Origin of the sequence: Terrabacter sp. MAHUQ-38 (genome assembly GCF_014518425.1) — a bacterium.
In the GTDB taxonomy this organism is placed as follows: Bacteria; Actinomycetota; Actinomycetes; order Actinomycetales; family Dermatophilaceae; genus Terrabacter.
On record NZ_JACVCU010000001.1, the window covers coordinates 1,098,486 to 1,121,108 of the forward strand.

Genomic DNA, 22,623 nt, shown 5'->3' on the forward strand with positions numbered 1-22,623 from the left:
GCCGCGCCGGGAGCGCACCCCTCCCCGCTCCCGGCCCGGCGGCATACTCCTTCACGGCGTCGTTGTCGTCGCTCGCGGCACGGTGGTGGGGAGCGTGAACGTCGTCGCGAGCGCGCCGTTGACGAGGGACAGCAGCACCGCCGTCTCCTGCCGGATGACGGCGTAGCGGCTCTCGGCGACGGGCGAGCTCGCTGCCGCCTCGTCGGAGGCTGCCCGCGCGAACAGCCCGAGCGACACGATGCGCCCGTAGTAGCTCGGGGCGTCGAGGCCGGGCGGCGCGCCGTTCGCACCCAGCCGGGCGAGGTGGGCGGCGAGCAGGTCGAGCTGGAGGGCTGCGGCGTTGCCCGCGAGCGACATCCGGTCGAGCACCCGGACGTCGTTGACGAGGGTGGCGTAGTCGGCGAGCGCCGCCGCGCGGTCGAAGACGGTGCTCGTCGTGAGGCTCGGCCGTGGCAGGGCCGTCACGGTGACCGTCGGCGTCGCCGTCACGGTCGCGGTCCTGACGACCGTCGTCGTGGCGGTCACCGTCCGCGTGTCGATCTCGGTCACGGTGACGGTCTGCGTCGGGGCCGGCGTGCCCGTCGCGCCAGGCGCCTGGCTGAGCTCGACCTCAGGCCGCTTCGCCGAGCAGCCGGCCAGTGCGAGGGCAGCCGTCATCGCGAACGCTGCGATGGCCTGGGCTCGGCGCACGGTCGACTCCGGTGTTCGACGTGGACAGTGGGTTGATTGTGGTGTCTGGGTCGCGGCCGTGGTGACCGAACGCGTGAATCGTCACGGTTCAGGCGTGGGCGGTCGGTCGGCGACCCTGTCGCCGTCGAGGTCGACGACGAGCTTGCCGAGGGTGCCCGACGCGAAGTCGGTGAGCGCGACAGGTGTCTCGGCGAGCGAGTACGTGCGCTGGATCGTCAGCGAGGTCAGGCCGCTCGTGTGGTTCCCCGCGAGCCGGTGCAGGATCTCGGGCGTCGGGTTCGCCGCGATGGGCACGAAGACGTCGGGGGCGGCCGGGAAGCCCTCCGTCGTGAAGACGAGCGTCGAGACCAGGGTCCCGCCCTGACGCAGGACGGGCACGAGTGCCGCGGCGTCGCCCGCGAGGTGGATCGCGACGTCGACGCCGCCGGGGTGCGCGGCGAGCACCGCCGCCGGGACATCCGCGTGGTAGTCCACGACCTCGGCCGCCCCGAGGCGACGGACGAGCTGCTGCTCGGCCTCGGAGGACCCGGTCGCGATGACGTGGGCACCGGCCTGCGACGCGAGCTGCACGACCTGGTTGCCGACGCCTCCGGTCGCGCCGACGACAAGGATCGTGCGACCCTGCGCCGGGTCCGCCGCATCGATGCAGGCGAGCGCAGCGGCCCCGGCGAGACCGAGCGCCGCGCCGTGGAGGAAGTCCACGTCGTCGGGCAGGCGCGCCACGCCGACCGAGGTCGGCACGGTGACGTAGTCGGCGAACGAGCCGTCGCCGAGGTAGTCCTTCGTGACGACCCCGAAGACCCGGTCGCCCTCGGCGAGGTCGCTCACCCCCGGGCCCACCGCGTCGACCGTGCCCGCGAAGTCCTTCCCGAGGACGAGCGGGAACCGGTGCTCGAACCAGCCTGTGAGGAAGCCGTGCAGCTCTCCGACGTCGAAGCCGTTGACGGCGGCGGCATGGACCCGGACCCTCACCTCGCCCTCCGCCGGCTCCGGGACCTCGATCTCCTCGACGGTCGGGGTGGCGTGGAACTCGTTGACGACGACGGCGCGCATGGCGGCCTCCTGGAACACGGTCTTGCAGGTGGAGGGCCTGATGACGGGCACCCCCTGCCGTGCTCGAGTCGAGCCACCTCGACGCTACGCCGGTCGCCGGCCGGTGTGCACGGATCGGCGAGAACCGCCGTCAGAGCAGCGAGCTCGGGTCGTCCGGGATGTCGGCGGCATACGACTGGAGCAGCTGGAGCGGCACCACCTCGAGGGCCCGCTCGTGCGTGGCGGCGAGGAACACCGGCGCGGCCGCGCCGTCCTGGTGGGCCTGCAACCACCGGCTGGCCACGACGCACCACCGGTCGCCGGGCGTCAGGCCCGGGAACCGCCACTCGGGGCGCGGCGTCACGAGGTCGTTGCCGACGCCGCGCTGGTGCTCGAGGAACTCCGGCGTCACGACGACGCAGATGGTGTGGCTGCCCCGGTCCTCGGGCCCCGTCGTGCAGTAACCGTCACGGTAGAAGCCGGTCATCGGGTCGGTGCCGCAGGCTTCGAGCGCGCCACCGAGCACGTTCCGTTCACGCGCTGCCATGGGCCCAACCTATCCGCCGCGGCGCTCGCTACGCTGGGGCCCATGCTGGGCATGAGGGAGTACGAGCAGGACTACATCGACGCGTGCCGGTCCCGCGTCGAGACGCAGGTCGCGATGTTCCACGAGGTCGCCCAGGCTGCGCGCGACCACGGTGACGCGGACGTCTCCCGCCTCGAGGGGGCCCTCGAGTCGCTCGAGTACGAGTACTTCAACAACATGCTGCTCGTCCTGGAGGGCTACTTCGTGCACCGCCTGCGCGGCGTCGAGGGCAAGGACGGCAACGCCCTCAACGAGGTCCGCGTGCTCGCCCGGTCGCTCATGGAGAACGGCGGCACGGTCATGGCCGACCCCCAGATCCCGCTCGACCCGGCCCACAGCGTGCTCGGCCTCGCCGTCGGCGACCCGATCACCCTGACGCTCCAGCAGTTCCGACGGATCTCGGACGCGTTCCTGCGTGAGATCGAGAGCAGGTTCTCGAGCCGGGACGACTGACGCGAGAACTGGTCGCTGTCCGAGACACCCTGAGGCCCAAGGAGACCCGCAGTGCCCCGTGCCCCCATGCCCGTCGAGGTCGTCGAGTTCCTCAGTGCGCCGAACCACGCGACGATCAGCTGTGTGCGACCCGACGGCCAACCCGTCTCCGTGCCGACGTGGTACGTCATGGAGGGCGGCCTGGTCGTCGTCAACATGGACGCCGGCCGCAAGCGCCTCGACTGGCTGCGCGCCGACCCGCGGGTCAGCCTCAGTGCGATGGACCCCGAGAACTGGGTCACGCACGTCAGCGTCCAGGGCCGGGTCGTCGAGCTCATCGACGACCTCGACCTCGCCGACATCGACCGGATCGCCACCCACTACACCGGGCAGCCGTACCGGGTCCGCGACCGGTTGCGGATCACGGCCTACATCAAGGTCGACCGCTGGCACGGCTGGGGCCGTCTGCGGGACATCGCGTGAGCGACGTGCGGCGCGATGCCGTCGGCGTGCCCCACCTGCGGGCCGACGACGTCATGGAGCTGGCCAGGCTGCAGGGCCGGGTGACCGCTCTCGACCGGGGCTGGCAGATCGAGCACCACCGTTGGCGCATGGAGGGCCGCACGGCCGAGTACGTCGGCCCGGCCGGTCTGCCGTGGGACCGGTTCTCCCGTCAGGTCCTTCTCGAGCCGACCGTCCGGCGGTGCTTCGAGCGCCTCGACGCCGAGACGCAGACGTGGCTCACGGCATACGTCAGTGGAGTCAACGACGCCCTCGCGGAGGGTCTCGCCGGCCTCCCGGAGATCGAGGCGCTCGGGCTCCACGGGTATGCCGCCAGGCCGCGTCCGTGGGAGCCGTGGACGCCGCTCGGCATCTTCTGGGGCATCCACCTGCTCTTCGGCACCTTCCCGTCGAAGCTCTTCAACGCCCACGTCGCAGACCGGCTCGGCGAGGACGTGCTGGCGCTGCTCAACGCCGAGGGCGTCGAGCACGCCGAGGCGTCCGGGAGCAACGCGTGGGTCATCGGCGGCCACCGCACGGCAGGCGGCCTCCCGCTCATCGCGGGTGACCCGCACCGCACCATCGAGCTGCCCGGCTGCTACCAGCAGGTCGGCCTCGCGTGCCCCGAGTTCGACGTCGTCGGCTTCACGTTCCCGGGGGTGCCGGGCGTCCAGCACTTCGCCCACACGGGCACCGTGGCGTGGGGCATCACGAACGCGATGGCCGACTACCAGGACCTCACCCTCGAGTCGCTCCGGCACGCGGGGGTCGCCGACGACGGGTCGCCCGTGTTCCGCGCGAAGGGCCTCGACGGGTGGGAAGAGGTGCAGTCCGGCGTCGAGACGATCCGCGTGCGGGGCGAGCAGGACGTCACCGTGCCGGTCGCCGTCACCGCGCGGGGGCCCGTCGTGACCGGGCTCGAGGCTGAGCTGGGTACGTCGCCGGGCCCGGCGGCGTACAGCCTGCGCACCCCGACCCAGGTCGAGGAGGACCTCGGGTTCGGAGCGCTCCTCCCGCTCCTGCGAGCTCGCACGGTCGACGACGTCGAGCAGGCCCTTGCAGCATGGGTGGAGCCCGTCAACAGTGCGCTCGTCGCCGACGTGTCGGGCCGGATGCGCCACCTCGTGGTCGGGCGCGTGCCCGAGCGCGACCCGGCGGGCACGGTGCTGCCGCTGCCCGCCTGGGACGCGCGGCACGAGTGGCACGGCTACCGGCGCGGTCCCGCGACCGAGGTGCGCGACGTCATGGTCAGCGCCAACGACCGCGCCAGCGGCGGCGGGCTCGGCGTGGAGTACGCGACCCCCTTCCGCGCGGAGCGCATCCGCGACCTCATCGGTGAGCGCAACGGGCTGACGGCCGCCGACTGCGCCGAGATCCACGTCGACACCCGCAACGGGCAGGCAGAGCTGATGCGTGAGCTCGTCGAGGCCGCCGACGTCCACGGCCCGGCGGCCGACGTGCGGGCCGAGCTGCTCGCGTGGGACGGCCACAGTGACGCGGGGAGCCGAGGGGCCGCCGTGTTCGCCGCGTGGCGCACGGCCCTCGTGCGCTGGTTCGCCGAGCAGCCGGCGCTGGCCCCCCTGCACGAGCCCAGCGGTCATTCAAGCGTCTTCCTGGCCTGGACCGACGTCACGACGCAGATCGGTGTCGGCTGGCACTCGATGGCCCGTGAGGGCTCGCGCATCGGCATCGACGTCGCTGCGGGTGTCCGGGCGGCGCTCGAACGCGTCGCGGCGCAGGAGGACCCAGCCACGGTGTGGGGCGATCGGCACTGGCTCGACCCGCTGCACGCGCTCGCCACGGTCGGCGGCGCGCCGACCGTCGCCCCGGACCCCGTCGGCGGCGACAAGGGGTGCGTCCTCGCCGCCGCGAGCGCGCCGGGGGTCACCGACCGCTGCTACGGCGGACCTGCTGCGCGCTACGTCTGGGATCTCGCGGACCGCGAGGCGAGCCGGTGGGTCGTGCCCTTCGGGACGAGCGGTGACGCGCGCGACCCCCACTTCGCCGACCAGACCCCGGCGTGGTTGCGGGGTGACCTGCACCCGGTCGACGCGTCGGAGGGCACGACGTAGGTCCCCATCAGGCCCGCTCGAAAACTTTGCCTTCTTTTTACCATTTAAGGGACAAAACATGACTCATCACCCTACTGTTCTCGAGTAAGGCACCGTCCCCCTCGGTGTCCGTCCGCGTACACCGCAGGAGTAGTGAGTCAGGTGACGACGAGCATCACGCCAACACACGGCGATCCGCTGCGCCACGACCCTCTCGACCTCATGGACGATCCCGAGCGCTGGCTGCCCGACCCGTCGTGGCCCGTGCCGCCCCGGGGCTGGCAGCTGTGGGCAGCGGCAGGGCCCGCCGCCCGCACCGGCCTGGCGACGTCCCTCGCGTCGACCCGTGCCGCCGACAGCGACGCGTCGCTCACCCCACGGGGACGTGTATTCGACCACACTGACGGCGTGACGTCCGACCTGTCCCGGTCCGGCGTGGTCGAGGACGCCTCGTTCACGCTTCCAACCCGTCCCGTACTCGACCGCTGGGAGACCGTCGACCTGCTCGCCGACCTCCCGCGCCGGCGCCTCCCCGAGGGCTCCGTCCCGGGCTTCGCGATCCTCGGCGGCCTCGTCATCTTCGGCTCGCTGGTCGGCGGCCTGACCGGCGGCCTCGTCGTGATCGGTGTCTCCACGCTGCTCGCCGCCAGTGCCGCCCTCGTGATCGGCCGCGTGACGCTCACGCAGGTCGGGGGCCCACGTGGCGCCGGCCTGCTGCTCGGAGCGGCCGTCGCCGCCCTCATCGTCGGCACCGTCGCGACTCACGAGCGCAGCTCGCGCCTCCCGTCCGTACCGGCTGCGCCGATGCCCGCCGGCTCGCCGCACGTCAGCCAGGCCCAGACGTCGTATGCCGCTGTCCCGCCGTCCGGGGCGGACGCCTCGGTTCCGTCGGCGAGGGCCACCTCCGCGACCGTTCGGGCCTCCACGACGGCGGCGACGCCGGCGCCCCAGACGGCGTCATCGACCCCTTCGGCCCGAGGGTCCGCGACCGCGGCTCGTGCGAGCGCGCCAGCGCTCGAGGCCGGGTCACCCCGGGCCGGTGGCGGGCTGACGCTCTCGCCCGAGGCGCTCAGCCCCAAGAAGCCCGGAGGCCTCGCCGCCGTTCCCGGCCAGGAGAGGCCGACCACGGCCACCGACCCCAAGGACGCCAAGGTGGCCAAGGCAGCCAAGGACGCCAAGGACAAGGGCGCCGCGAACAAGGGCGCCGCGAACAAGGGCAGCCAGGCCCGCGAGGACAACGGCAGCTTCACCGTCAAGCGCAACCCGGGTATCGGTCCCAGGACCACTTCCGGCACGGCCGCGCCGACGAAGCCTGTCACGCCCAAGGCCCTCCGGTCCGGGTCCGCGAGCAAGGCCCACGGAGGCGTCAGGTCGCTCGTCGTCCGATGACGGTGTGACAGGTCGGTTCCGGCACGGCCCCGCGAAGCTGGCCTCGGCCGACTCGCACCTGTGCGACAGTGACCCCGTGGGGATATCAATGACCCGGGCCACGATCATCTGGTTCGTCGGCGCCGCGGTCGTGGGGGCGATCGCCGGCGGACTGCACCTGCTGCGCTCCGACATCGGTGGCGCGCACACCGGCGTGCTGCTCACGGTGGGCGCCTACGCCTTGACCGGGCTGGCCGCCGTCATGCTCTACCACGGAGTCGTCGTGGCCGCTCGCGAGCAGGACGACGCTGAAGGGCCGGCTCCGCGGGACCCCGACGAGCCGGTCTTGGCTGACGGCGTGAGCGCGTCGGCGCCCGCAGACAACCCGACGGTCTACACCTTCCGCCGGGGCAAGCCGGTCGTGGACCCTTCGCGCCGCCCCGCCGGTCGCGACTGACCGTCACGCGCGCAGGCCGGGCGCCGTCGGCCCAGCCGGGCACAATGGCGGCATGAGCGCGGGCCCCGCCCACTGGGTGCTGCACGTCGACCTCGACCAGTTCATCGCCGCGGTCGAGGTGCTGCGCCGACCCGAGCTCGCCGGCAGACCGGTCATCGTCGGCGGCCGCGGTGACCCGACCGAGCGGGCCGTCGTGTCCACGGCGAGCTACGAGGCCCGGCAGTTCGGCGTCGGCTCCGGTATGCCGCTGCGGCTGGCCGCGCGCAAGGTGCCCGACGCGGTCATCCTCCCCGTCGACGCGCCCGCCTACACCGAGGCGTCCGGTCACGTCATGGATGCGCTGCGCGACCTCGGCGTCGTCGTCGAGGTGCTCGGCTGGGACGAGGCGTTCCTCGGCGTCGACACCGACGACCCCGAGGCGTTCGCCCGCCGGGCGCAGGCCGCGGTGCTGGAGGCGACCGACCTGCACTGCTCGGTCGGCATCGGCGACAACAAGGTGAGGGCCAAGATCGCGACGGGGTTCGGCAAGCCGCGCGGCGTCTTCCGGCTGACGCGTGAGAACTGGTTCGAGGTCATGGGCGACCGCCCGACGATCGACCTGTGGGGCGTCGGCGCCAAGGTGTCCAAGCGCCTCGCGGGCCACGACATCGTGACGGTCCGCCAGCTCGCCGAGGTCGACGAGGAGGTCCTCGTCGGTGAGTTCGGCCCGCGGATGGGCGTCTGGTACTCCCAGCTCGGGCGGGGCATCGGCTCCGCCGTCGTCGACGACTCGCCGTGGGTCGCGCGCGGACACAGTCGCGAGACGACGTACCAGCGCAACCTCACGACCCCCGACGAGGTGCTCGAGGCGGTGCGCGAGCTCGCGTCGCAGGTCTTCGACGACACGGTGGCTGAGGGGCGCCCGGTTTTCCGGGTGACGCTCAAGGTGCGCTATGCGCCGTTCTTCACCCAGACGAAGGCCCGCAAGCTCCCCGCGGTGACGAGCGAGCGTGCCGACGTCGTCGACGCCGCCGTCGCGCTCGCGGCCACCCTCGACCCCGAGCGGGAGGTGCGCCTGCTCGGCGTGCGCGCCGAGATGGTCATGCCCGAGGAAGGCGACCCCGTCGAGCGCACACCGATCCGCGGACGACTCTGACCGCACGTCAACAGCGCGTCAGCCGACGTTCCGGAGGCGTCTCCGGCCCGCGGTGCGGAACCACAACCGCTGACCGGGACGCGCCTGGGCGGCCAGGTGCAGGTCGTCCTCGGCGAGCACCGCGATCACGGGGTAGCCGCCGGTGACCGGATGGTCGGCGAGGAAGAGGATCGGCTGCCCGTTGGGCGGCACCTGCAGGGCGCCCGTGACCGTCGCCTCCGGCTTGAGCTCCCGCTCGATCCGGCGGGTCAGCACCGGTCCGTCCAGCCGGATCCCGACTCGGTCGCACTTGTCGGTCACCGTGTACGGCCCGTGGCACAGCGCGGCGAGGCCCTCCGCGGTGAACCAGTCCTCGCGTGGTCCGAGGACCACGTCGAGCCGGATCTCGGACGCGTACGGCGCCTGTGGGGCGACGTCGACGCCGGGATGGGGCCGGGTCGGTGCGCCCACGGGCAGCCGCGCTCCCGGGCCCAGCGGCGGGGGGCCGAGCGAGGCCATGGTGTCGGTGCTGCGTGATCCGAGCACGCAGGGGACGTCGATGCCTCCACGAACGGCGAGGTAGGTGCGCAGACCTGCATCGGGCATCCCGAGCTGAAGGGTCTCGCCGGCCCTCAGTGGCAGCGGTGCGTACATCGCGGCAGGTCGCCCGGCGGCGGTCACCGGACACGGCGCCCCGGTCAGCGCGACGAGCACCGCGGTGTCGAACCGGACGGCCAGGCCGCCCAGCGTCGCCTCGACCGCCGCGGCGCTCTCGGGGTTTCCCACCAGCCGGTTCGCCAGTCGGAGGCTGCGGCGGTCGGCCGCGCCGGACTCGCCGACCCCGAGGTGGGCGAGCCCCGGACGGCCGAGGTCCTGGACGGTGGCGAGCGGCCCCGGGGAGAGCACCTCGAGGGTCATGGCGTCACCTCCACGAAGCGAACGGGTGTGCCCGGCGCGAGGAGCGTCGGCGGGGTGCGTTCCAGGTCCCAGACCGGGGCGTCGGTGTGGCCGATGATCCGCCACCCGCCCGGCGACTCCCGGGGATAGACGGCGGCGTACTCGTCGGCGATCGCGACCGCCCCGGTGGGTACGCGCGTGCGGGGCGAGTCGCGCCGCGGCACCCACAGACTGCGGTCGAGCCCGACCAGGTAGGCGAACCCGGGTGCGAAACCGCAGAACGCACTGGTGTACGCGGCCGCGACGTGTCTCTCGACGACCTCGCGAACCGGGAGGCCGCTCAGGGATGCGACCTCCTCGAGGTCCTCCCCGTCGTAGCGCACCTCGATCTTGACCTCGTCGCGGTGGTGGTCCTCGGCCGGTCCGACAGGACGCTCGCGCAGCTCCGCGGCGAGGCGGTCCACCCCGGTGACCGTCCGGTCGAACCGCACGAGCAGCGTCCGTGCCGCGGGCACGAGCTCCGTCACTCCCTCGAGCGGCTCACGTCGGAGCGTCGCGTAGAGCCCGAGCACCTCGGTGAGGTCGGAGAGCTCCACCAGGGCGGAATGTTCCCCGCAGGGGAGGACGAGCATCAGCCTGCCCCCGCGAAGGGAGCGACCCGCACACCGGCTCCCTCGAGCGCCTGCCGAACCCGGCGCGCGATCTCGACCGCTCCAGGCGTGTCGCCGTGCAAGCAGATGGACCGCGCCTCGACCTCGACGGTGCTGCCGTCGACGGCGCGGACCGTGCGTTGCGTGGCGATCTCGACGCACCGGGCGACGACCTGCTCCACGTCGTGCAGCACCGCACCCGGCCGGTTCCGCGGTTGCAGCGTCCCCTCGGGCGTGTAGGCGCGGTCGGCGAACGCCTCCGGCACGGTCGCCAGTCCCGCGGCCGCCGCCCTCCGCAGCAGCTGGGAGCCGGGCAGGCCGAGGACCGGAAGGCCGGCGTCGTAGCCGGCGACGGCTTCGACCACCGCGTCGGCCTGCGTCTCGTCGTGCACCACGGTGTTGTAGAGCGCGCCGTGCGGCTTGACGTAGCGCACCGCCGTGCCGGCCGCCCGGGCGAAGGCGTCGAGCGCGCCGATCTGGTACAGCACGTCGTCGCGCAGCTCGGACGGGTCCACGTCCATGCGACGGCGCCCGAACCCGGCGAGGTCTCGGTACGAGACCTGGGCTCCGACCGTGACGCCGTTCGCCGCCGCTCGCTCGCACACGCGCCTCATGGTGGAGGGGTCGCCGGCATGGAAGCCGCAGGCGACGTTCGCGCTGGTCACGACGTCGAGCAGGGCGTCGTCGTCGGTGAGCCGCCAGACCCCGAAGCCTTCGCCGAGGTCGCTGTTGAGGTCGATGGTCACCATCACGACACCCGGAGGTCCACGTCGCGGACGTCCGTGACGAACATGTACCCCGGCGCGTGCGTGATCGCGAACGGCGGCCGCGACTCCATGATCGCCACCTGCGGTGTGACACCGCACGCCCAGAACACCGGGACATCGCCGTCGTCGAGGTCGACGGGGTCGCCGAAGTCGGGCTCGGAGAGGTCGGCGATGCCCAGCCGCCCGGGCTCGCCGACGTGCACCGGCGCGCCGTGGACCGCCGGCACCGCCGCGGTGACGGTCACCGCCTTGGCCACGAGCGCCGCGGGGATGGGCCGCATCGTGACCACGAGGTCGCCGCCCAAGCGGCCCGCGGGCCGGCAGCGGCGGTCGGTGCGGAACATCGGCACGTTGCGGCCCTGCTCGAGGTGTCGCACGGGGACGCCGGCCTCGAGCAGCGCAGCCTCGAACGTGAAGCTGCAGCCGATGAGGAACGTCACGAGGTCCTCACGCCACCAGGGTCGGACGTCGTCCGGCTCCTCGACCAGCTCGCCGTCGGCCCACACGCGGTACCGCGGCAGGTCGGTTCGCAGGTCGGCCCCCGGCGCCACCGCCGTCGACCACGAGCCGGGCTCGGTCACGTCGAGCAGGGGGCACGGCTTGGGGTTGCGCTGGGCGAAGAGGAGCACGTCGTACGCGAAGTCCTTGGGCACGCTGACGAGGTTGGCCTGCGCGTAGCCGTCGGCCCACCCGGGCGTCGGTGCCACCTGACCCTCGCGGAACGCGACCCGTGCCCGCTCGGGTGTCATCGCCGCGTGCTCGACGGTCACGTCAGCTCCCTTGCCGCGGTCTCGGGCAGCCAGAACAGCGCGACCACGACGAGGCCGTATGCCGCGGCGCCGAAGGTCATCGCCCCGCCCATCCCGTAGTTGGCGGCGAGGAACCCGATGACCGTGGGGAAGAACGCCCCGATACCGCGGCCGACGTTGTACGTGAAACCCTGGGCCGTGCCCCGGACCCGCAGCGGGAACAGCTCGGCCAGGTAGGCCCCGAAGCCGGCGAAGATGGCGCTGGAGCAGAACCCCAGCGGGAAGCCGAGGATCCGCACGTAGTCGCCCGCGCTCGCAGGCAGCTGGGTGTAGAGGACGATCAGCACGGCACTCAGCACGGCGAAGATCCGGAACGTGTTCTTGCGGCCGATGCGGTCGGTGAAGTAGCCGCCGGTGAGGTAGCCGGCGAACGCACCGGTGATGAGGAAGACGAGGTAGCTGCCGGTGCCGACCACCGTGAGCCCTCGTTCGGTCTTGAGGAACGTCGGCACCCACGTCGCGAGGGTGTAGTAGCCGCCCTGGGCGCCGGTCGCCAGCACCGATGCGAGCAGCGTGGTCCTGACCAGGTCGGGCTTCCAGATCGAGGCGATCGCGACCCGGTCGACCTGGCTCCTGTTCTCCTCGAAGGCCGGGGCGTCCTTCATGTTGCGGCGGACGTAGAAGACGAGGAGCGCGGGCAGCGCGCCGGTGAAGAAGAGCAGGCGCCAGGCCGTCCCCTCGTCCGCCAGCGAGAAGATCACGGTGTAGGCGAGGACGGCGAGGCCCCAGCCGACCGCCCACGAGCTCTGGATCAGCGCGACCGTCCGGCCGCGGTGCCGGGCCGCGGCGTACTCGGACATCAGCACCGCCCCGGCGGCCCACTCGCCGCCGAACCCGATGCCCTGAGCCGCGCGGAACAGCAGGAGCATGTCGTAGTTCTGCGCCAGCCCGCAGAGGGCGGTGAAGACGGCGTAGGTGGCAACGGTGAGCATCAGCGTCCGGACCCGCCCGATGCGGTCGCACAGGATGCCGGCGATCACTCCGCCGAACGCGCTGGCCACGAGGGTCGTGGTCGCGAGGAGGCCGGCCTCCGGGGTGCTCAGCCCGAACGCCGCCGTGATGGCGGCCAGTCCGAGGGGCAGCACCCAGAAGTCGTAGGAGTCGAGCGCGTAGCCGAGGAAGGAGCCGGTGAACGCGCGGCGGCCCGCGGAGGTCAGCGAGCGCCACCAGGCGAAGGCTCCGGTGTCCGCGGCGACGGCGACGGTGCCGGAGCCGGAGGGCGGTCGGTCGGCTTCGGCGACAGGTGTGTTCATCGGTTCGTCGCTGGTCGGTGTTGCCATGGGGACCTCCAGGGGGAGTGGCTTGATGCACCTACGCTAGAGATTGTTGAACAATCCCACAAGGGGAAAGGTCAAAGAAATGTCTAGACTGGCCCTGACTCGACGTTGGGAGGCCTGATGGCGCAGAACGAGGTGGCACTCCTGGAGGCCCTCGAGCAGGAGCGGTCCCTGCTGGGCCGCAGCAGCACGGCCGAACGCGTCGCCGCGCTGCTGCGCGAGCAGATCATGGCGGGCGCGATCCCACCGTCCACACGGCTCTCGGAGGACGCCATCAGCCGCGCGCTCGGGGTGTCACGAAACACCCTTCGGGAGGCGTTCCGCCTGCTCGCGCACGAGCGCCTTCTCGTCCATGAGCTCAACCGCGGGGTCTTCGTCAGGCAGCTCACCCCGGAGGACCTCAGCGACCTGTTCCAGGTGCGCCGCCTCGTGGAGCTGGGGGCGCTGCGCGGGGTGCGGGCCGTCGCCCCCGAACGCCTCGTGGCCTTGCGTGCCGCTCTGGACGAGGCTCGGCAGTGCGCCGCGGACGGCCGCTGGATGGATGTGGGAACGGCGAACATGCGGTTCCACCTGGCGATCGCCGCCCTGGCGGGCAGCCCGCGCGTCGGCGAGCTGATGGAGCACGTGCTGGCTGAGCTGCGCCTGGTCTTCCTCGTGATGCCCGACCCCCGGCGATTCCACGAGCCCTACGTCGAGCGCAACGCCGAGATCTGCCGGCTCCTGGAGGCCGGCGAGGTGAACGAGGCCCATGACGCCCTGGTGCGCTACCTCGACGATGCCGAGCGGGAGCTGCTCCGGGCGGTGACCTGACCCCCGGGTGAAACGCACGAGGTGGCCGGGACGGCCACTGGCCACCCCGGCCACCCCGACTCGGTGGCTGTCAGCCCGCCTGCCGCTCGGCCTGGTCGGAGCCGGTGTCGGAACCCTGGTCGGTGCTCGTGTCGGTGCCCTTGTCGGTGCCGGACCCGATGGCCTGGTGCGAGCCCCCGTGTGAGACGGAGATCTTGCGCGGCTTGGCCTCCTCGGCGACCGGGATCGTCAGGGAGAGGACGCCGTCGCGGTAGTCGGCCTCGATGCGGTCGAGAGCCAGGCCGCGACCCAGCGAGAGCTGGCGGGCGAAGGTGCCCGTGGGCCGCTCGCGCGAGAGCCACTGCGCTCCCTCCTCCTCGGGGGCGGTGCGCTCGGCGCGCACCGTGAGGGTGCGGTCCTCGACGTCGATGTCGATGCTGCCCGGGTCGACGCCCGGCAGGTCGATGTGGGCGACGAAGCTCTCGCCGGACCGGTAGAGGTCCATCGGCATGATCGCGCCGCCCGCCGTGCTGCGCAGGCTGTCGCCCAGGAGCCGGTCGAACGTGCGGTCGAGGCTACGGAACGGGTCGAAGGTGCTGGTGCTCATGATTACTCCTGCGATGAACGGTGAGGCCGATCTTGTCGGCCTCGACGGACCTTTCTTGAGTGGTAACCGCTCAACTTTGTGCTGTGTTCCAGTTTTAGATCAGGAGTTGCCGTGTCGTCAAGCGTCGGCGACCGACGTCCGGGCCACGGTCTCGCGAGTGCCCTCAGAGCGCCGCGGCGACCGAGCGGCCGGCGGTGCGCCCACTGAACAGGCAGCCCCCGAGGAAGGTGCCCTCGAGCGAGTTGTAGCCGTGCATGCCGCCCCCGCCGAAGCCGCTGACCTCGCCCGCGGCGTACACGCCGGGCAGCGGCTCGCCGCCCGGGCGCAGCACGCGTCCGGCGAGGTCGGTCTCCAGCCCGCCCAGCGTCTTGCGGGTGAGGATGTTGAGCCGCACGGCGATGAGCGGTCCGGCCTTCGGGTCGAGCAGCTTGTGCGGGCTCGCGACGCGGATCAGCTTGTCCCCGCGGTAGTTCCGCGCGCCCCGGATAGCGGTGATCTGGGCGTCCTTCGTGAAGTCGTTGTCGATCTCGTTGTCGCGGGCGACGATCGTGCGGCGCAGCGAGTCGAGCTCGATGAGCCCGTCGCCCGTCAGCGCGTTCATGCCCCGGACGAGCTCCTCGAGGGAGCGGGCCACCACGAAGTCCTCGCCGTGCTCCTTGAACGCCTCCACGGGACCCGGGGCCCCCTTCCGGACGCGGCCCAGCACCTGCCTCACGTCCTTGCCGGTGAGGTCGGGGTTCTGCTCCGACCCGGACAGGGCGAACTCCTTCTCGATGATGCGCTGCGTCAGCACGAACCACGAGTAGTCGTGGCCGCTGCGCATGATGTGCCCGAGCGTCCCCAGCGTGTCGAAGCCCGGAAAGTAGGGCGCCGGGAACCGGCGGCCCCGCGCGTCGATCCACAGCGACGACGGGCCGGGCAGGATGCGGATGCCGTGGTTGTCCCAGACGGGGTCCCAGTTGCGCAGGCCCTCGGTGTAGTGCCACATGCGGTCGGGGTTGATCACGTGGCCGCCCGCATGCTCCGTGATCACGAGCATGCGCCCGTCGACGTGCGCGGGGACGCCGGCGACCATGCGGGCCGGCGGGGTGCCGAGCCGCTCCGGCCAGGCCTCCCGGACGAGGTCGTGGTTGCCGCCGATGCCGCCGCTCGTGACGACCACGGCCTGGGCCGAGATCTCGAAGTCGCCGATCCCGTTGCGGTTGCTGGGCTTCCCGCGCTCGGCGGCATCCGGCGCGAGCACGGTGCCGCGCACGCCGGTGACGCCCCCGCCGGACGTGACGAGCTCGTCGACGCGGTGGCGCAGGGCGAGGGTGACCCGTCCGGCCGCGACACCGTCGCGGACCCGTCGGTCGAAGGGTCCGACGAGACCGGGGCCGGTGCCCCACGTGACGTGGAAGCGCGGCACCGAGTTGCCGTGGCCGTCGGCGCGGCCGTCGCCGCGCTCGGCCCAGCCGACGACGGGGAAGAGCCGGTGACCCTGCTCGTGCAGCCACGAGCGCTTCTCGCCCGCCGCGAAGTGGAGGTACGCCTCGGCCCACTTGCGCGGCCAGAAGTCCTCGTCGCGGTCGAATTGTGCCGACCCCATCCAGTCCTGGGTCGCGAGCTCGAGGCTGTCCTTGATGCCCATGCGGCGCTGCTCCGGGCTGTCGACGAGGAAGAGGCCGCCGAAGCTCCAGAAGGCCTGGCCGCCGACGGACTGCTCGCCCTCCTGGTCGACGAGGATGACGCGCTTGCCACGGTCGGCGAGCTCGGCGGTGGCGACCAGACCGGCCAGTCCCGCTCCTACGACGACGACGTCGGCTTCCATGGGTCCCTCTCCCTCGGCGTGCCGCAGTGCTGACCGCTGCGCTCGCCCAGCCTCTAGGTCGGGACCGCACGGGTCAACCACCGTGGCTGAGTTGACAGCAGGGGATCATAATGAGAATCATTCTCGTATGACTCGCCGAACGATGTCCCTCCTCCTCGTCCCGCTCCTCGCCGGTGCCCTGACCGCCTGCTCCACGCCGTCGTCCCCCGGCGCGGCGCAGACCGGCACTCCGTCCGCGCCGCCCCCGACGGCCGAGGCCCAGGGACCGAGCCCACGCCTCGCTGTGAGCCACGCCAGCGGGGTCGCGGTCGTCGACGCCCGCACGCTGAAGGTCCTCGCCGACCTCCCGACGACGGGCTTCGTCCGGCTCAACGCCGCGGGGGACGGTCGCCACGTGCTCGCCACCGCGGGCGACGCCTGGCGTGTCCTCGACCTCGGGGCGTGGACGGAACCGCACGGCGACCATGGCCACTCCTTCACCACGGCGCCACGGTTCACCGGGGCGACGTTCGCCGGCTCGCACCCCGGGCACGTCGTCGTCCACGGCGGCCGCACGGTGCTCTTCGCCGACGGCACCGGCGAGATCCAGGTGTTCGACCCGGCCAAGCTCGCGACCTCGAGCGCACCCGCGGTCGTGCGCCACCGGACGCCGGAGGCGCACCACGGCGTGGCGGTCCAGCTCGCCGACGCCACCCTCGTGCACAGCATCGGCGACGAGGAGGCACGCACCGGCGCCGTCGCCCGCGACGTCTCGGGTCGTGAGGTGGCCCGCACCCACGCCTGCCCCGGGCTGCACGGCGAGGCCGTCGCCGCCGACCACGCGGTCACGCTCGGCTGCGAGGACGGCATCCTCGTCTTCCGGGACGGCAAGTTCACCAAGGTCGCGAGCCCGGACGCGTACGGCCGTATCGGCAACCAAGCCGGTTCGAAGGCGTCGTCCGTCGTCCTGGGCGACTACAAGGTCGACCGTGACGCGAAGCTCGAACGCCCGACGCGCATCTCGCTCACCGACACGGCGACGGGCCGCCTGCGCCTCGTCGACGTCGGGGTCAGCTACTCGTTCCGCAGTCTCGAGCGGGGCCCGCGCGGCGAGGCGCTCCTGCTCGGCACCGACGGGCGCCTGCGCGTCATCGACCCGGCCACCGGGCGCACGACGCGGTCGATCCCTGTCGTGCGACCCTGGAGCGAGCCGCTCGAGTGGCAGGACCCGCGTCCGGCAGTGCGCGTCGTCGGCGACCGGGCCTACGTCACCGACCCGACGGCCTCGGCCCTCGTCGCGGTCGACCTGGCGACCGGACGCGTCGTGGGCCGCGGCACCCTCCCCGGCGTGCCGAGCGAGATCGCAGGCGTCAGCGGCTGACCGGAACGGCACGCTGCGTACGATGCGAGGGTGCTGGGCTCGGATGACGCCGGTCGTCCTGACCCGGGCTCCGAAAGGTGCTCCCGGCTGCTCGTCGGCGCCACGCCGGTCGTGGCCCTTCTCGTTGCCGCAGTCGTCGCAGGCGGGCTGCACGGCGGCTTCACCGACCTGTTCGTGTACCAACACGCGGGTGGAACGGTGCTCGATGGGCAGTCGGCCCTCGCGCCACGCGACCCGGTGACCGGGCTGACGTTCACCTACCCGCCGTTCGCCGCACTCGTCATGGTGCCGCTGGGGCTGGTCCCCGCGTGGCTCGCCGCCGCGGTCTGGACCGGGGCATCGGTGGGCGCGCTCGCGGCAACCGTCGTGCTCGTGCGTCGCGAGCTCGACCGCCCCGCCCCGGGGTGGCTGATCGCGCTCCTCACGGGCGGTGCGCTGGCCCTGGAGCCGGTCTGGCAGAACCTCGTCTTCGGACAGGTCAACGCGTTCATCATGCTGGCGGTGCTGGTCGACCTGCTCCTGCCGGAGCGGCGCTGGTCCGGCGTGCTGCTGGGCCTCGCGGCCGGCGTGAAGCTGACCCCGCTCGTCCTCGTCGTGCTGCTCGTGCTGGTGGGGCATCGCGCGGCTGCCGGACGAGCGGTCCTGGCTTTCGCCGGCACGGTCGTGGTCGGGTTCCTCGCGGCGCCGGGCTGGGCCACGTCCTACTGGACCGACGGCCTCGTCGACGCCGGGCGGATCGGGCCGCCGGCACTGACCCACAACCAGTCGGTGTACGGCGCGCTCACCCGGCTGCTCGACGGCCGACCACCGACCCTGCTGTGGCTCGCGGTCGCGGTGCCGCTCTGCCTCGCAGTCCTGCTCGTCGCGGGATCCCGGTGGCGGCGCGGCGACCGCGTGCTCGGCACCTGCCTGGCCGCGGTGGCCACGCTGGTGGCGTCGCCGATCTCGTGGTCGCACCACTGGGTGTGGGCGGTGCCGATCGCGTTGGCCCTGTGGGAGCGCAGCCGGTGGGCGGCCGCCGCGTGGACCGCGGTGTTCGTGGCCCGCCCCGTGCTGTGGCCTCCATGGGGCCAGGGTCGCGAGTACGGCTGGGGTCCGTTCGAGCACGTCGTCGGCAACGCCTACCTCCTCGCCGCCCTCGCCCTCGCTGCCTGGGCCACGACCCGGGGTTCTGCTACTGACCCGTCCGGCCGTCGATGCACTCGCGCAGCAGGTCGGCGTGCCCGCAGTGGCGGGCGTACTCCTCGATCATGTGGACGAGGACCTCGCGCAGGTTGATCGGGTTCCTCGGGTCGAGGCTCATCAGGTCGAGCGACTGGGCCGCTTCGACGAAGGCCTCCGCGTTGGCCACCTCCTCGCGCCACCGCGCCCACGCCTCGGCCACGACCTCGTCCTCACCGACGGCGCCATTGAAGTCGGCGTCCCGGTCATCGTCGCGCCGGTAGAGGTACGGCACGTCCTCGCCGGCCATGACGCGCCGGAACCAGCTCTGCTCGACCTGGGCGAGGTGGCGCACCAGCCCGAGCAGCGACATCGTCGACGGTGGCACCGAGCGCATCGCCAGGTGCTCGGCGGTGAGCCCGGAGCACTTCATCTCGAGGGTGAGGCGGTAGCTGCGGAGGTAGTCCAGCAGCGTCGCGCGCTCGTCGCCGAGGACCGCGTCCTGCGGGCGCGGGTCGTCCTCGGGGTCCACCCACATGTCGGGGTACTTCTGTCCGGCCATGCGCGCCATCGTGGTCGCACCGTCGCCGATGCGCCATCCGGTTTCCGCCGGAACGTCAGCGGTCCGCGTACGCCGACGGCGAATCAGCCCGCAGCAGAGATCGACTCCCGGCCGGTGCGCGTCGGCGCACGCTGGGTCCATGACCGACACCCTCACACCCGCGCCGCTGGACGACCAGCTGTCCATGCAGCTGCTCCACCAGCGGATCATCGTCCTCGGGGCAGAGGTGGACGACCCGATCGCCAACCGGATCACCGCCCAGCTGCTCCTGCTCTCGGCCCGCGACCCACGCGCCGACATCAGCCTCTACGTCAACAGCCCGGGCGGCTCCGTGACGGCTGGGCTCGCCATCTACGACACGATGCGGGTCATCCCGAACGACGTGTCCACTCTCGCAGTGGGATTCGCGGCCTCGATGGGTCAGTTCCTGCTGGGCGCGGGCACGCCGGGCAAGCGCTTCGCCCTGCCCAACGCGCGGATCATGATGCACCAGCCGTCGGCGGGCATCCAGGGCACGGCGGCCGATGTCGAGGTGCAGGCCAACAACCTCAAGGTGGTCAAGCGCCGCGTCAACGAGCTCCAGGCCGAGCACACGGGCCAGACCGTCGAGCAGATCACGCGAGACAGCGAACGCGACCGGTGGTTCAGCGCGGAGGAGGCGGAGGCGTACGGCATCGTCGACCACGTCGTCAGCTCGCTCGCCGACGTGCGCCCGGTCGGCGTCGAGCGGAAGGTGGGTCTGCGGTGAGCAGCTACACCATCCCCTACGTCATCGAGCGGACTCCCGCGGGTGAGCGCAGCTTCGACATCTACAGCCGCCTGCTCCAGGAGCGGATCATCTTCGTGGGCACGGAGATCGACGACGGGGTCGCGAACGTCGTCATGGCCCAGCTGCTCCATCTCGCGGACGTGGCTCCCGACCGGGAGCTCTCCCTGTACGTCAACAGTCCCGGCGGCTCCTTCACGGCGCTGATGGCGATCTACGACACGATGCAGTTCGTCCAGGCGCCCGTCGCGACCTACTGCCTCGGGCAGGCGGCCTCGGCCGCCGCGGTGCTGCTCGCGGCGGGGGAGTCGGGGCGCCGGTTCGCCCTACGCCACTCCCGCGTGCTGCTCCACCAGCCATCGGCAGGCGGGCAGGGCACGGTGAGCGACCTCGCGCTCCAGGCCGACGAGCTGCTGCGCGTGCGCTCCCAGGTCGAGGAGGTGCTGAGCCGGCACACGGGACGCAGCATCGAGCAGCTGCGCCTCGACACGGACCGGGACAAGGTGCTGACCGCCGAGCAGGCCGTCGAGTTCGGGATCGTCGACCACGTCATCGAGCGCGCGTCGGAGGCCGAGCGCCCCGAAGGGTGATCATCCCTGGCCGGTGGCACGCTGCCGGGCCACCCAGCTGGCGATCTGCGCCCGAGACCGGAAGTCGAGCTTGGTCAGGATGTGCTGCGTATGGGTCTCGACGGTCCGCGCCGAGATCGACAGCCGGGTGGCGATCTCCCGGTTGCTCAGGCCCTGTGCGATCAGCTCGGCGGTCTGACGTTCCCGAGCCGTGAGCACGCTGTCGGCCTCCCACCCCGCAGGTGCCGTGGGGGCGGCGGGCTGCTCGTCGAGCGCATACGCGATGCCTTCGTCGATGCTCAGTGCGCGCCCACGCTCGAACGCGGCCGCGAAGCCCTTGCTGCCGAGCTGCTCCCGTGCGGTGCGCACGCAGGCCTCGTGGGACGGGTACAGGTGCTGGTACGTGCGCAGGGGGCGGCCCATGATCTCCCACAGACGGTCCGCCGCGCCCAGCAGCGTCGCGGCACGGTCGTGATGACCCAGCGCGGACTCCCCCCAGGCCAGCGTCTCCTGCGACCAGCCCAGCCCGGTGAGGTCACGGATGGTCCGTCGCAGCTCGATGCTCTGGCGGATCACCTCGACCGCCCGAGGCAGGTCCCCCTGTTGCATCACGAACAGCCCGAACGTCCACTGCGCGTACGCACGATGGAACGACTCTCCGGCAGGCACGGTGATGCGCAGGAACTCGTCATGGCACCAGGTGGCACGTTCCGTGTCACCCAACAGGGCCAGCGCCGATGAGTAGGACAGCAGCAAGTCGAGTCGCACGGTGAGCTCGCGACCGGGCTCGAGCAGCGCGAGACCTTTCTCGAAGGCGCCTGTCGCCGCAGGGAGGTCGCCGGTGTACAGCCCGACCGACCCCTCCACCCACCACGCGAAGGCGGCGCCACCGGGATCGGGCACCGTGGAGAGGATGGCCCTGGCTGCCTCGAGCCGTTGCCCGCCGACGTCGAACTCCCCGTCGGCGAGCGACAGCGAGGCGTCGGTGAGCAGGGCGCGAGCGCGGACGGCGGACGGCGGAGTCGGCTTGTCGAACGCCCGCGCGAGCCACAGGCGCCCCTCACGTGCCCAGCCCCGGCCCCACCAGTAGAAGTGGAACAGGCCGGCCAGTATTCGCATCGCCGCCTCGGCCTCGCCGGGCTGCGTGAGGGAGTAGTCCACGGCCGTCTGCACGTTGGCGTGCTCCCGGTCCAGCCGGGCGAACCAGCCGACCTGCCGCGGGCTGACCCAGTCCGCGTCCGCCCGCTCCACCAGCCGCAGGTAGGCGTCCCGGTGGCTGCGGCGCAGACCGGCCAGCTCGCCGGTCTCCTCGAGCCGTTCGCGGCCGAACTCCCGGATCGTGTCCAGCATCCGGTAGCGCACCACCTCGGCGTGCCGTTCTCCGACCAGGATCGACTTGTCGATCAGCGAGGAGACCGTATGCAGCACGTCGGCAGCGGCGACGCCGTCGCCTGCGCAGACCTCTTCCGCCGTGTCGAGCTCGAAACCTCCGGTGAACACCGACAGGCGGGCCCAGAGGAGCTGCTCCTGGGCCGAGCACAGCCCGTAGCTCCATTCGATGCAGGCGCGCAGCGTCCGCTGACGACTCGGTGCGTGGCTGCGCGGTGGGGCGCTCAGCAGGTGCAGATGGTCGGACAGCCTGGCGAGCAGCTCCTTCTCCGAGAGCGCGCGCAACCGTGCCGCGGCGAGCTCGATGGCCAGCGGTAGCCCGTCGAGCCGGCGGCAGATGTCGGCGACCTCGAACCGGTTGGCCTCGGTGAGGTCGTAGTCGTTCAGCACGGCGGCGGCCCGGTCGACGAAGAGCTCCACCGCGCCGTACTGGAGCAGGTTGTGGTCCTCGGGCTCGTCGACGTCGGGCAGCTCGAGCGGTGGCACCGGCAAGATCACCTCCCCGGCGATGCCGAGCCACTCCCGGCTCGTGGCCAGGATCCGCAGCTGCGGACAGGCCCGCAGCAGCGCGTCGGCGAGCTGGGCGGTCGCGTCGATCACGTGCTCGGAGTTGTCCAGCAGCAGCAACAGGTGACGAGAAGCGAGGTAGTCGGTCAGCATCTCGAGCGGCGCGCGGCCGGCCTGCTCGCGCAGACCCACCGAGACGGCGACCGCGTTGACGACGAGCGCCGGATCGCTGACCTGGTCCAGCTCGACCACCACCACGCCGTCGGGGAACAGTCGGCGCACGGCATTCGCGACCTCGAGCGCGAGCCGGGTCTTTCCCACTCCGCCCGGCCCCGTCAGGGTCACCAGGCGAGAGGTCGAGAGCAACCGTCTGACCTCGGCCACGTCTCGTCCGCGGCCGACGAAGCTGCTCAGCGCCACGGAACGACCGACGTTCAGACCCCGCACGGGGTGCCCCATAGCCGGAACACTA

Annotated in this window: 23 protein-coding genes; 11 read left to right on the forward strand and 12 right to left on the reverse strand. The window is 72.3% G+C overall.

Annotation, left to right across the window (positions count from 1 at the left end; genetic code table 11):
* Positions 1 to 51 precede the first annotated feature (51 nt).
* From H9I49_RS05130 to H9I49_RS05140, 3 genes are all read right to left on the reverse strand, one after another.
* Positions 52 to 690, reverse strand: a complete 639-nt coding sequence (locus H9I49_RS05130) for a hypothetical protein (RefSeq protein ID WP_188029204.1) — start codon at positions 688 to 690, stop codon at positions 52 to 54.
* A gap of 81 nt (positions 691 to 771) precedes the next feature.
* Positions 772 to 1,743: an NADP-dependent oxidoreductase gene (locus H9I49_RS05135; RefSeq protein WP_188029205.1), complete on the reverse strand. Its 972-nt coding sequence runs from the start codon at positions 1,741 to 1,743 to the stop codon at positions 772 to 774.
* Between the two features lie 130 nt (positions 1,744 to 1,873).
* Positions 1,874 to 2,269 (reverse strand): DUF2237 family protein, encoded by a 396-nt coding sequence (locus H9I49_RS05140; RefSeq protein ID WP_188029206.1) that lies wholly within the window; start codon positions 2,267 to 2,269, stop codon positions 1,874 to 1,876.
* Positions 2,270 to 2,311: 42 nt separating this feature from the next.
* On the opposite strand from H9I49_RS05140, the gene H9I49_RS05145 reads away from it, so the two are divergent.
* The 6 genes from H9I49_RS05145 (at position 2,312) to H9I49_RS05170 (ending at position 8,252) form a co-directional block, all read left to right on the forward strand.
* Entirely contained in the window at positions 2,312 to 2,761 is a 450-nt protein-coding gene (locus H9I49_RS05145; protein WP_188029207.1) for a hypothetical protein, read from the forward strand.
* A 51-nt stretch (positions 2,762 to 2,812) separates the two neighbouring features.
* A complete protein-coding gene (locus H9I49_RS05150) occupies positions 2,813 to 3,223 on the forward strand; it encodes a TIGR03618 family F420-dependent PPOX class oxidoreductase (protein ID WP_370587432.1) in 411 nt (136 codons plus the stop codon).
* Positions 3,220 to 5,313: a penicillin acylase family protein gene (locus tag H9I49_RS05155; protein WP_188029208.1), complete on the forward strand. Its 2,094-nt coding sequence runs from the start codon at positions 3,220 to 3,222 to the stop codon at positions 5,311 to 5,313. Before H9I49_RS05150 ends, H9I49_RS05155 begins: the two co-directional genes overlap by 4 nt.
* Positions 5,314 to 5,454: 141 nt before the next feature.
* Positions 5,455 to 6,681 (forward strand): hypothetical protein, encoded by a 1,227-nt coding sequence (locus H9I49_RS05160; RefSeq protein WP_188029209.1) that lies wholly within the window; start codon positions 5,455 to 5,457, stop codon positions 6,679 to 6,681.
* A gap of 76 nt (positions 6,682 to 6,757) precedes the next feature.
* On the forward strand, positions 6,758 to 7,117 hold the full coding sequence (locus tag H9I49_RS05165) for a hypothetical protein (protein ID WP_188029210.1): 360 nt from the start codon (positions 6,758 to 6,760) through the stop codon (positions 7,115 to 7,117).
* A gap of 52 nt (positions 7,118 to 7,169) precedes the next feature.
* On the forward strand, positions 7,170 to 8,252 hold the full coding sequence (locus tag H9I49_RS05170; RefSeq protein ID WP_188029211.1) for a DNA polymerase IV: 1,083 nt from the start codon (positions 7,170 to 7,172) through the stop codon (positions 8,250 to 8,252).
* 18 nt (positions 8,253 to 8,270) lie between these two features.
* Here H9I49_RS05170 and H9I49_RS05175 read toward each other — a convergent pair whose 3' ends face one another.
* The 5 genes from H9I49_RS05175 to H9I49_RS05195 are packed head-to-tail and all read right to left on the reverse strand — an operon-like array spanning position 8,271 to position 12,634.
* Positions 8,271 to 9,149, reverse strand: a complete 879-nt coding sequence (locus H9I49_RS05175) for a biotin-dependent carboxyltransferase family protein (protein ID WP_188029212.1) — start codon at positions 9,147 to 9,149, stop codon at positions 8,271 to 8,273.
* On the reverse strand, positions 9,146 to 9,724 hold the full coding sequence (locus H9I49_RS05180) for an allophanate hydrolase subunit 1 (RefSeq protein ID WP_370587433.1): 579 nt from the start codon (positions 9,722 to 9,724) through the stop codon (positions 9,146 to 9,148). The genes H9I49_RS05175 and H9I49_RS05180 overlap by 4 nt, the downstream gene beginning before the upstream one ends.
* 35 nt (positions 9,725 to 9,759) lie before the next feature.
* Complete coding sequence (locus tag H9I49_RS05185; RefSeq protein WP_188029214.1) at positions 9,760 to 10,527, reverse strand: LamB/YcsF family protein; 768 nt, start codon at positions 10,525 to 10,527, stop codon at positions 9,760 to 9,762.
* Positions 10,527 to 11,315 (reverse strand): putative hydro-lyase, encoded by a 789-nt coding sequence (locus H9I49_RS05190; RefSeq protein WP_370587434.1) that lies wholly within the window; start codon positions 11,313 to 11,315, stop codon positions 10,527 to 10,529. The genes H9I49_RS05185 and H9I49_RS05190 overlap by 1 nt, the downstream gene beginning before the upstream one ends.
* A complete protein-coding gene (locus tag H9I49_RS05195; RefSeq protein WP_223128250.1) occupies positions 11,312 to 12,634 on the reverse strand; it encodes an MFS transporter in 1,323 nt (440 codons plus the stop codon). The genes H9I49_RS05190 and H9I49_RS05195 overlap by 4 nt, the downstream gene beginning before the upstream one ends.
* 117 nt (positions 12,635 to 12,751) lie before the next feature.
* On the opposite strand from H9I49_RS05195, the gene H9I49_RS05200 reads away from it, so the two are divergent.
* Positions 12,752 to 13,441 (forward strand): GntR family transcriptional regulator, encoded by a 690-nt coding sequence (locus H9I49_RS05200; protein ID WP_188029215.1) that lies wholly within the window; start codon positions 12,752 to 12,754, stop codon positions 13,439 to 13,441.
* A 70-nt stretch (positions 13,442 to 13,511) separates the two neighbouring features.
* Here the strand turns inward: H9I49_RS05200 and H9I49_RS05205 are convergent, their stop codons facing one another.
* On the reverse strand, positions 13,512 to 14,027 hold the full coding sequence (locus H9I49_RS05205; protein WP_188029216.1) for an Hsp20/alpha crystallin family protein: 516 nt from the start codon (positions 14,025 to 14,027) through the stop codon (positions 13,512 to 13,514).
* Between the two features lie 163 nt (positions 14,028 to 14,190).
* Positions 14,191 to 15,837, reverse strand: coding sequence for an FAD-binding dehydrogenase (locus tag H9I49_RS05210; RefSeq protein WP_188029217.1), 1,647 nt, complete (start codon positions 15,835 to 15,837; stop codon positions 14,191 to 14,193).
* Positions 15,838 to 15,964: 127 nt separating this feature from the next.
* Between H9I49_RS05210 and aztD the strand changes: the two genes are divergently transcribed.
* Together aztD and H9I49_RS05220 are read left to right on the forward strand one after the other, a co-directional pair.
* Complete coding sequence (aztD, locus tag H9I49_RS05215) at positions 15,965 to 17,197, forward strand: zinc metallochaperone AztD (RefSeq protein ID WP_188029218.1); 1,233 nt, start codon at positions 15,965 to 15,967, stop codon at positions 17,195 to 17,197.
* 30 nt (positions 17,198 to 17,227) lie between these two features.
* A complete protein-coding gene (locus H9I49_RS05220) occupies positions 17,228 to 18,475 on the forward strand; it encodes a glycosyltransferase 87 family protein (protein WP_188029219.1) in 1,248 nt (415 codons plus the stop codon).
* Here H9I49_RS05220 and H9I49_RS05225 read toward each other — a convergent pair.
* A complete protein-coding gene (locus H9I49_RS05225; RefSeq protein WP_188029220.1) occupies positions 18,372 to 18,920 on the reverse strand; it encodes a DinB family protein in 549 nt (182 codons plus the stop codon). The genes H9I49_RS05220 and H9I49_RS05225 overlap by 104 nt on opposite strands.
* A 139-nt stretch (positions 18,921 to 19,059) precedes the next feature.
* On the opposite strand from H9I49_RS05225, the gene H9I49_RS05230 reads away from it, so the two are divergent.
* A complete protein-coding gene (locus H9I49_RS05230) occupies positions 19,060 to 19,668 on the forward strand; it encodes an ATP-dependent Clp protease proteolytic subunit (RefSeq protein ID WP_188029221.1) in 609 nt (202 codons plus the stop codon).
* Entirely contained in the window at positions 19,665 to 20,276 is a 612-nt protein-coding gene (locus H9I49_RS05235; RefSeq protein WP_188029222.1) for an ATP-dependent Clp protease proteolytic subunit, read from the forward strand. The genes H9I49_RS05230 and H9I49_RS05235 overlap by 4 nt, the downstream gene beginning before the upstream one ends.
* Here the strand turns inward: H9I49_RS05235 and H9I49_RS05240 are convergent, their stop codons facing one another.
* Positions 20,277 to 22,571: a LuxR C-terminal-related transcriptional regulator gene (locus H9I49_RS05240; RefSeq protein ID WP_188029223.1), complete on the reverse strand. Its 2,295-nt coding sequence runs from the start codon at positions 22,569 to 22,571 to the stop codon at positions 20,277 to 20,279.
* Positions 22,572 to 22,623: the final 52 nt, after the last annotated feature.

Excerpts from the sequence above, each read along its gene's own strand:
- H9I49_RS05145 (WP_188029207.1), top strand. The coding sequence starts at position 2,312 with ATGCTGGGCATGAGGGAGTACGAGCAGGACTACATCGACGCGTGCCGG.
- H9I49_RS05185 (WP_188029214.1), bottom strand. The coding sequence starts at position 10,527 with ATGGTGACCATCGACCTCAACAGCGACCTCGGCGAAGGCTTCGGGGTC.
- H9I49_RS05175 (WP_188029212.1), bottom strand. The coding sequence starts at position 9,149 with ATGACCCTCGAGGTGCTCTCCCCGGGGCCGCTCGCCACCGTCCAGGAC.
- H9I49_RS05140 (WP_188029206.1), bottom strand. The coding sequence starts at position 2,269 with ATGGCAGCGCGTGAACGGAACGTGCTCGGTGGCGCGCTCGAAGCCTGC.
- H9I49_RS05225 (WP_188029220.1), bottom strand. The coding sequence starts at position 18,920 with ATGGCCGGACAGAAGTACCCCGACATGTGGGTGGACCCCGAGGACGAC.
- H9I49_RS05200 (WP_188029215.1), top strand. The coding sequence starts at position 12,752 with ATGGCGCAGAACGAGGTGGCACTCCTGGAGGCCCTCGAGCAGGAGCGG.
- H9I49_RS05230 (WP_188029221.1), top strand. The coding sequence starts at position 19,060 with ATGACCGACACCCTCACACCCGCGCCGCTGGACGACCAGCTGTCCATG.
- H9I49_RS05205 (WP_188029216.1), bottom strand. The coding sequence starts at position 14,027 with ATGAGCACCAGCACCTTCGACCCGTTCCGTAGCCTCGACCGCACGTTC.
- H9I49_RS05170 (WP_188029211.1), top strand. The coding sequence starts at position 7,170 with ATGAGCGCGGGCCCCGCCCACTGGGTGCTGCACGTCGACCTCGACCAG.
- H9I49_RS05135 (WP_188029205.1), bottom strand. The coding sequence starts at position 1,743 with ATGCGCGCCGTCGTCGTCAACGAGTTCCACGCCACCCCGACCGTCGAG.
- H9I49_RS05210 (WP_188029217.1), bottom strand. The coding sequence starts at position 15,837 with ATGGAAGCCGACGTCGTCGTCGTAGGAGCGGGACTGGCCGGTCTGGTC.
- H9I49_RS05195 (WP_223128250.1), bottom strand. The coding sequence starts at position 12,634 with ATGGCAACACCGACCAGCGACGAACCGATGAACACACCTGTCGCCGAA.
- aztD (WP_188029218.1), top strand. The coding sequence starts at position 15,965 with ATGACTCGCCGAACGATGTCCCTCCTCCTCGTCCCGCTCCTCGCCGGT.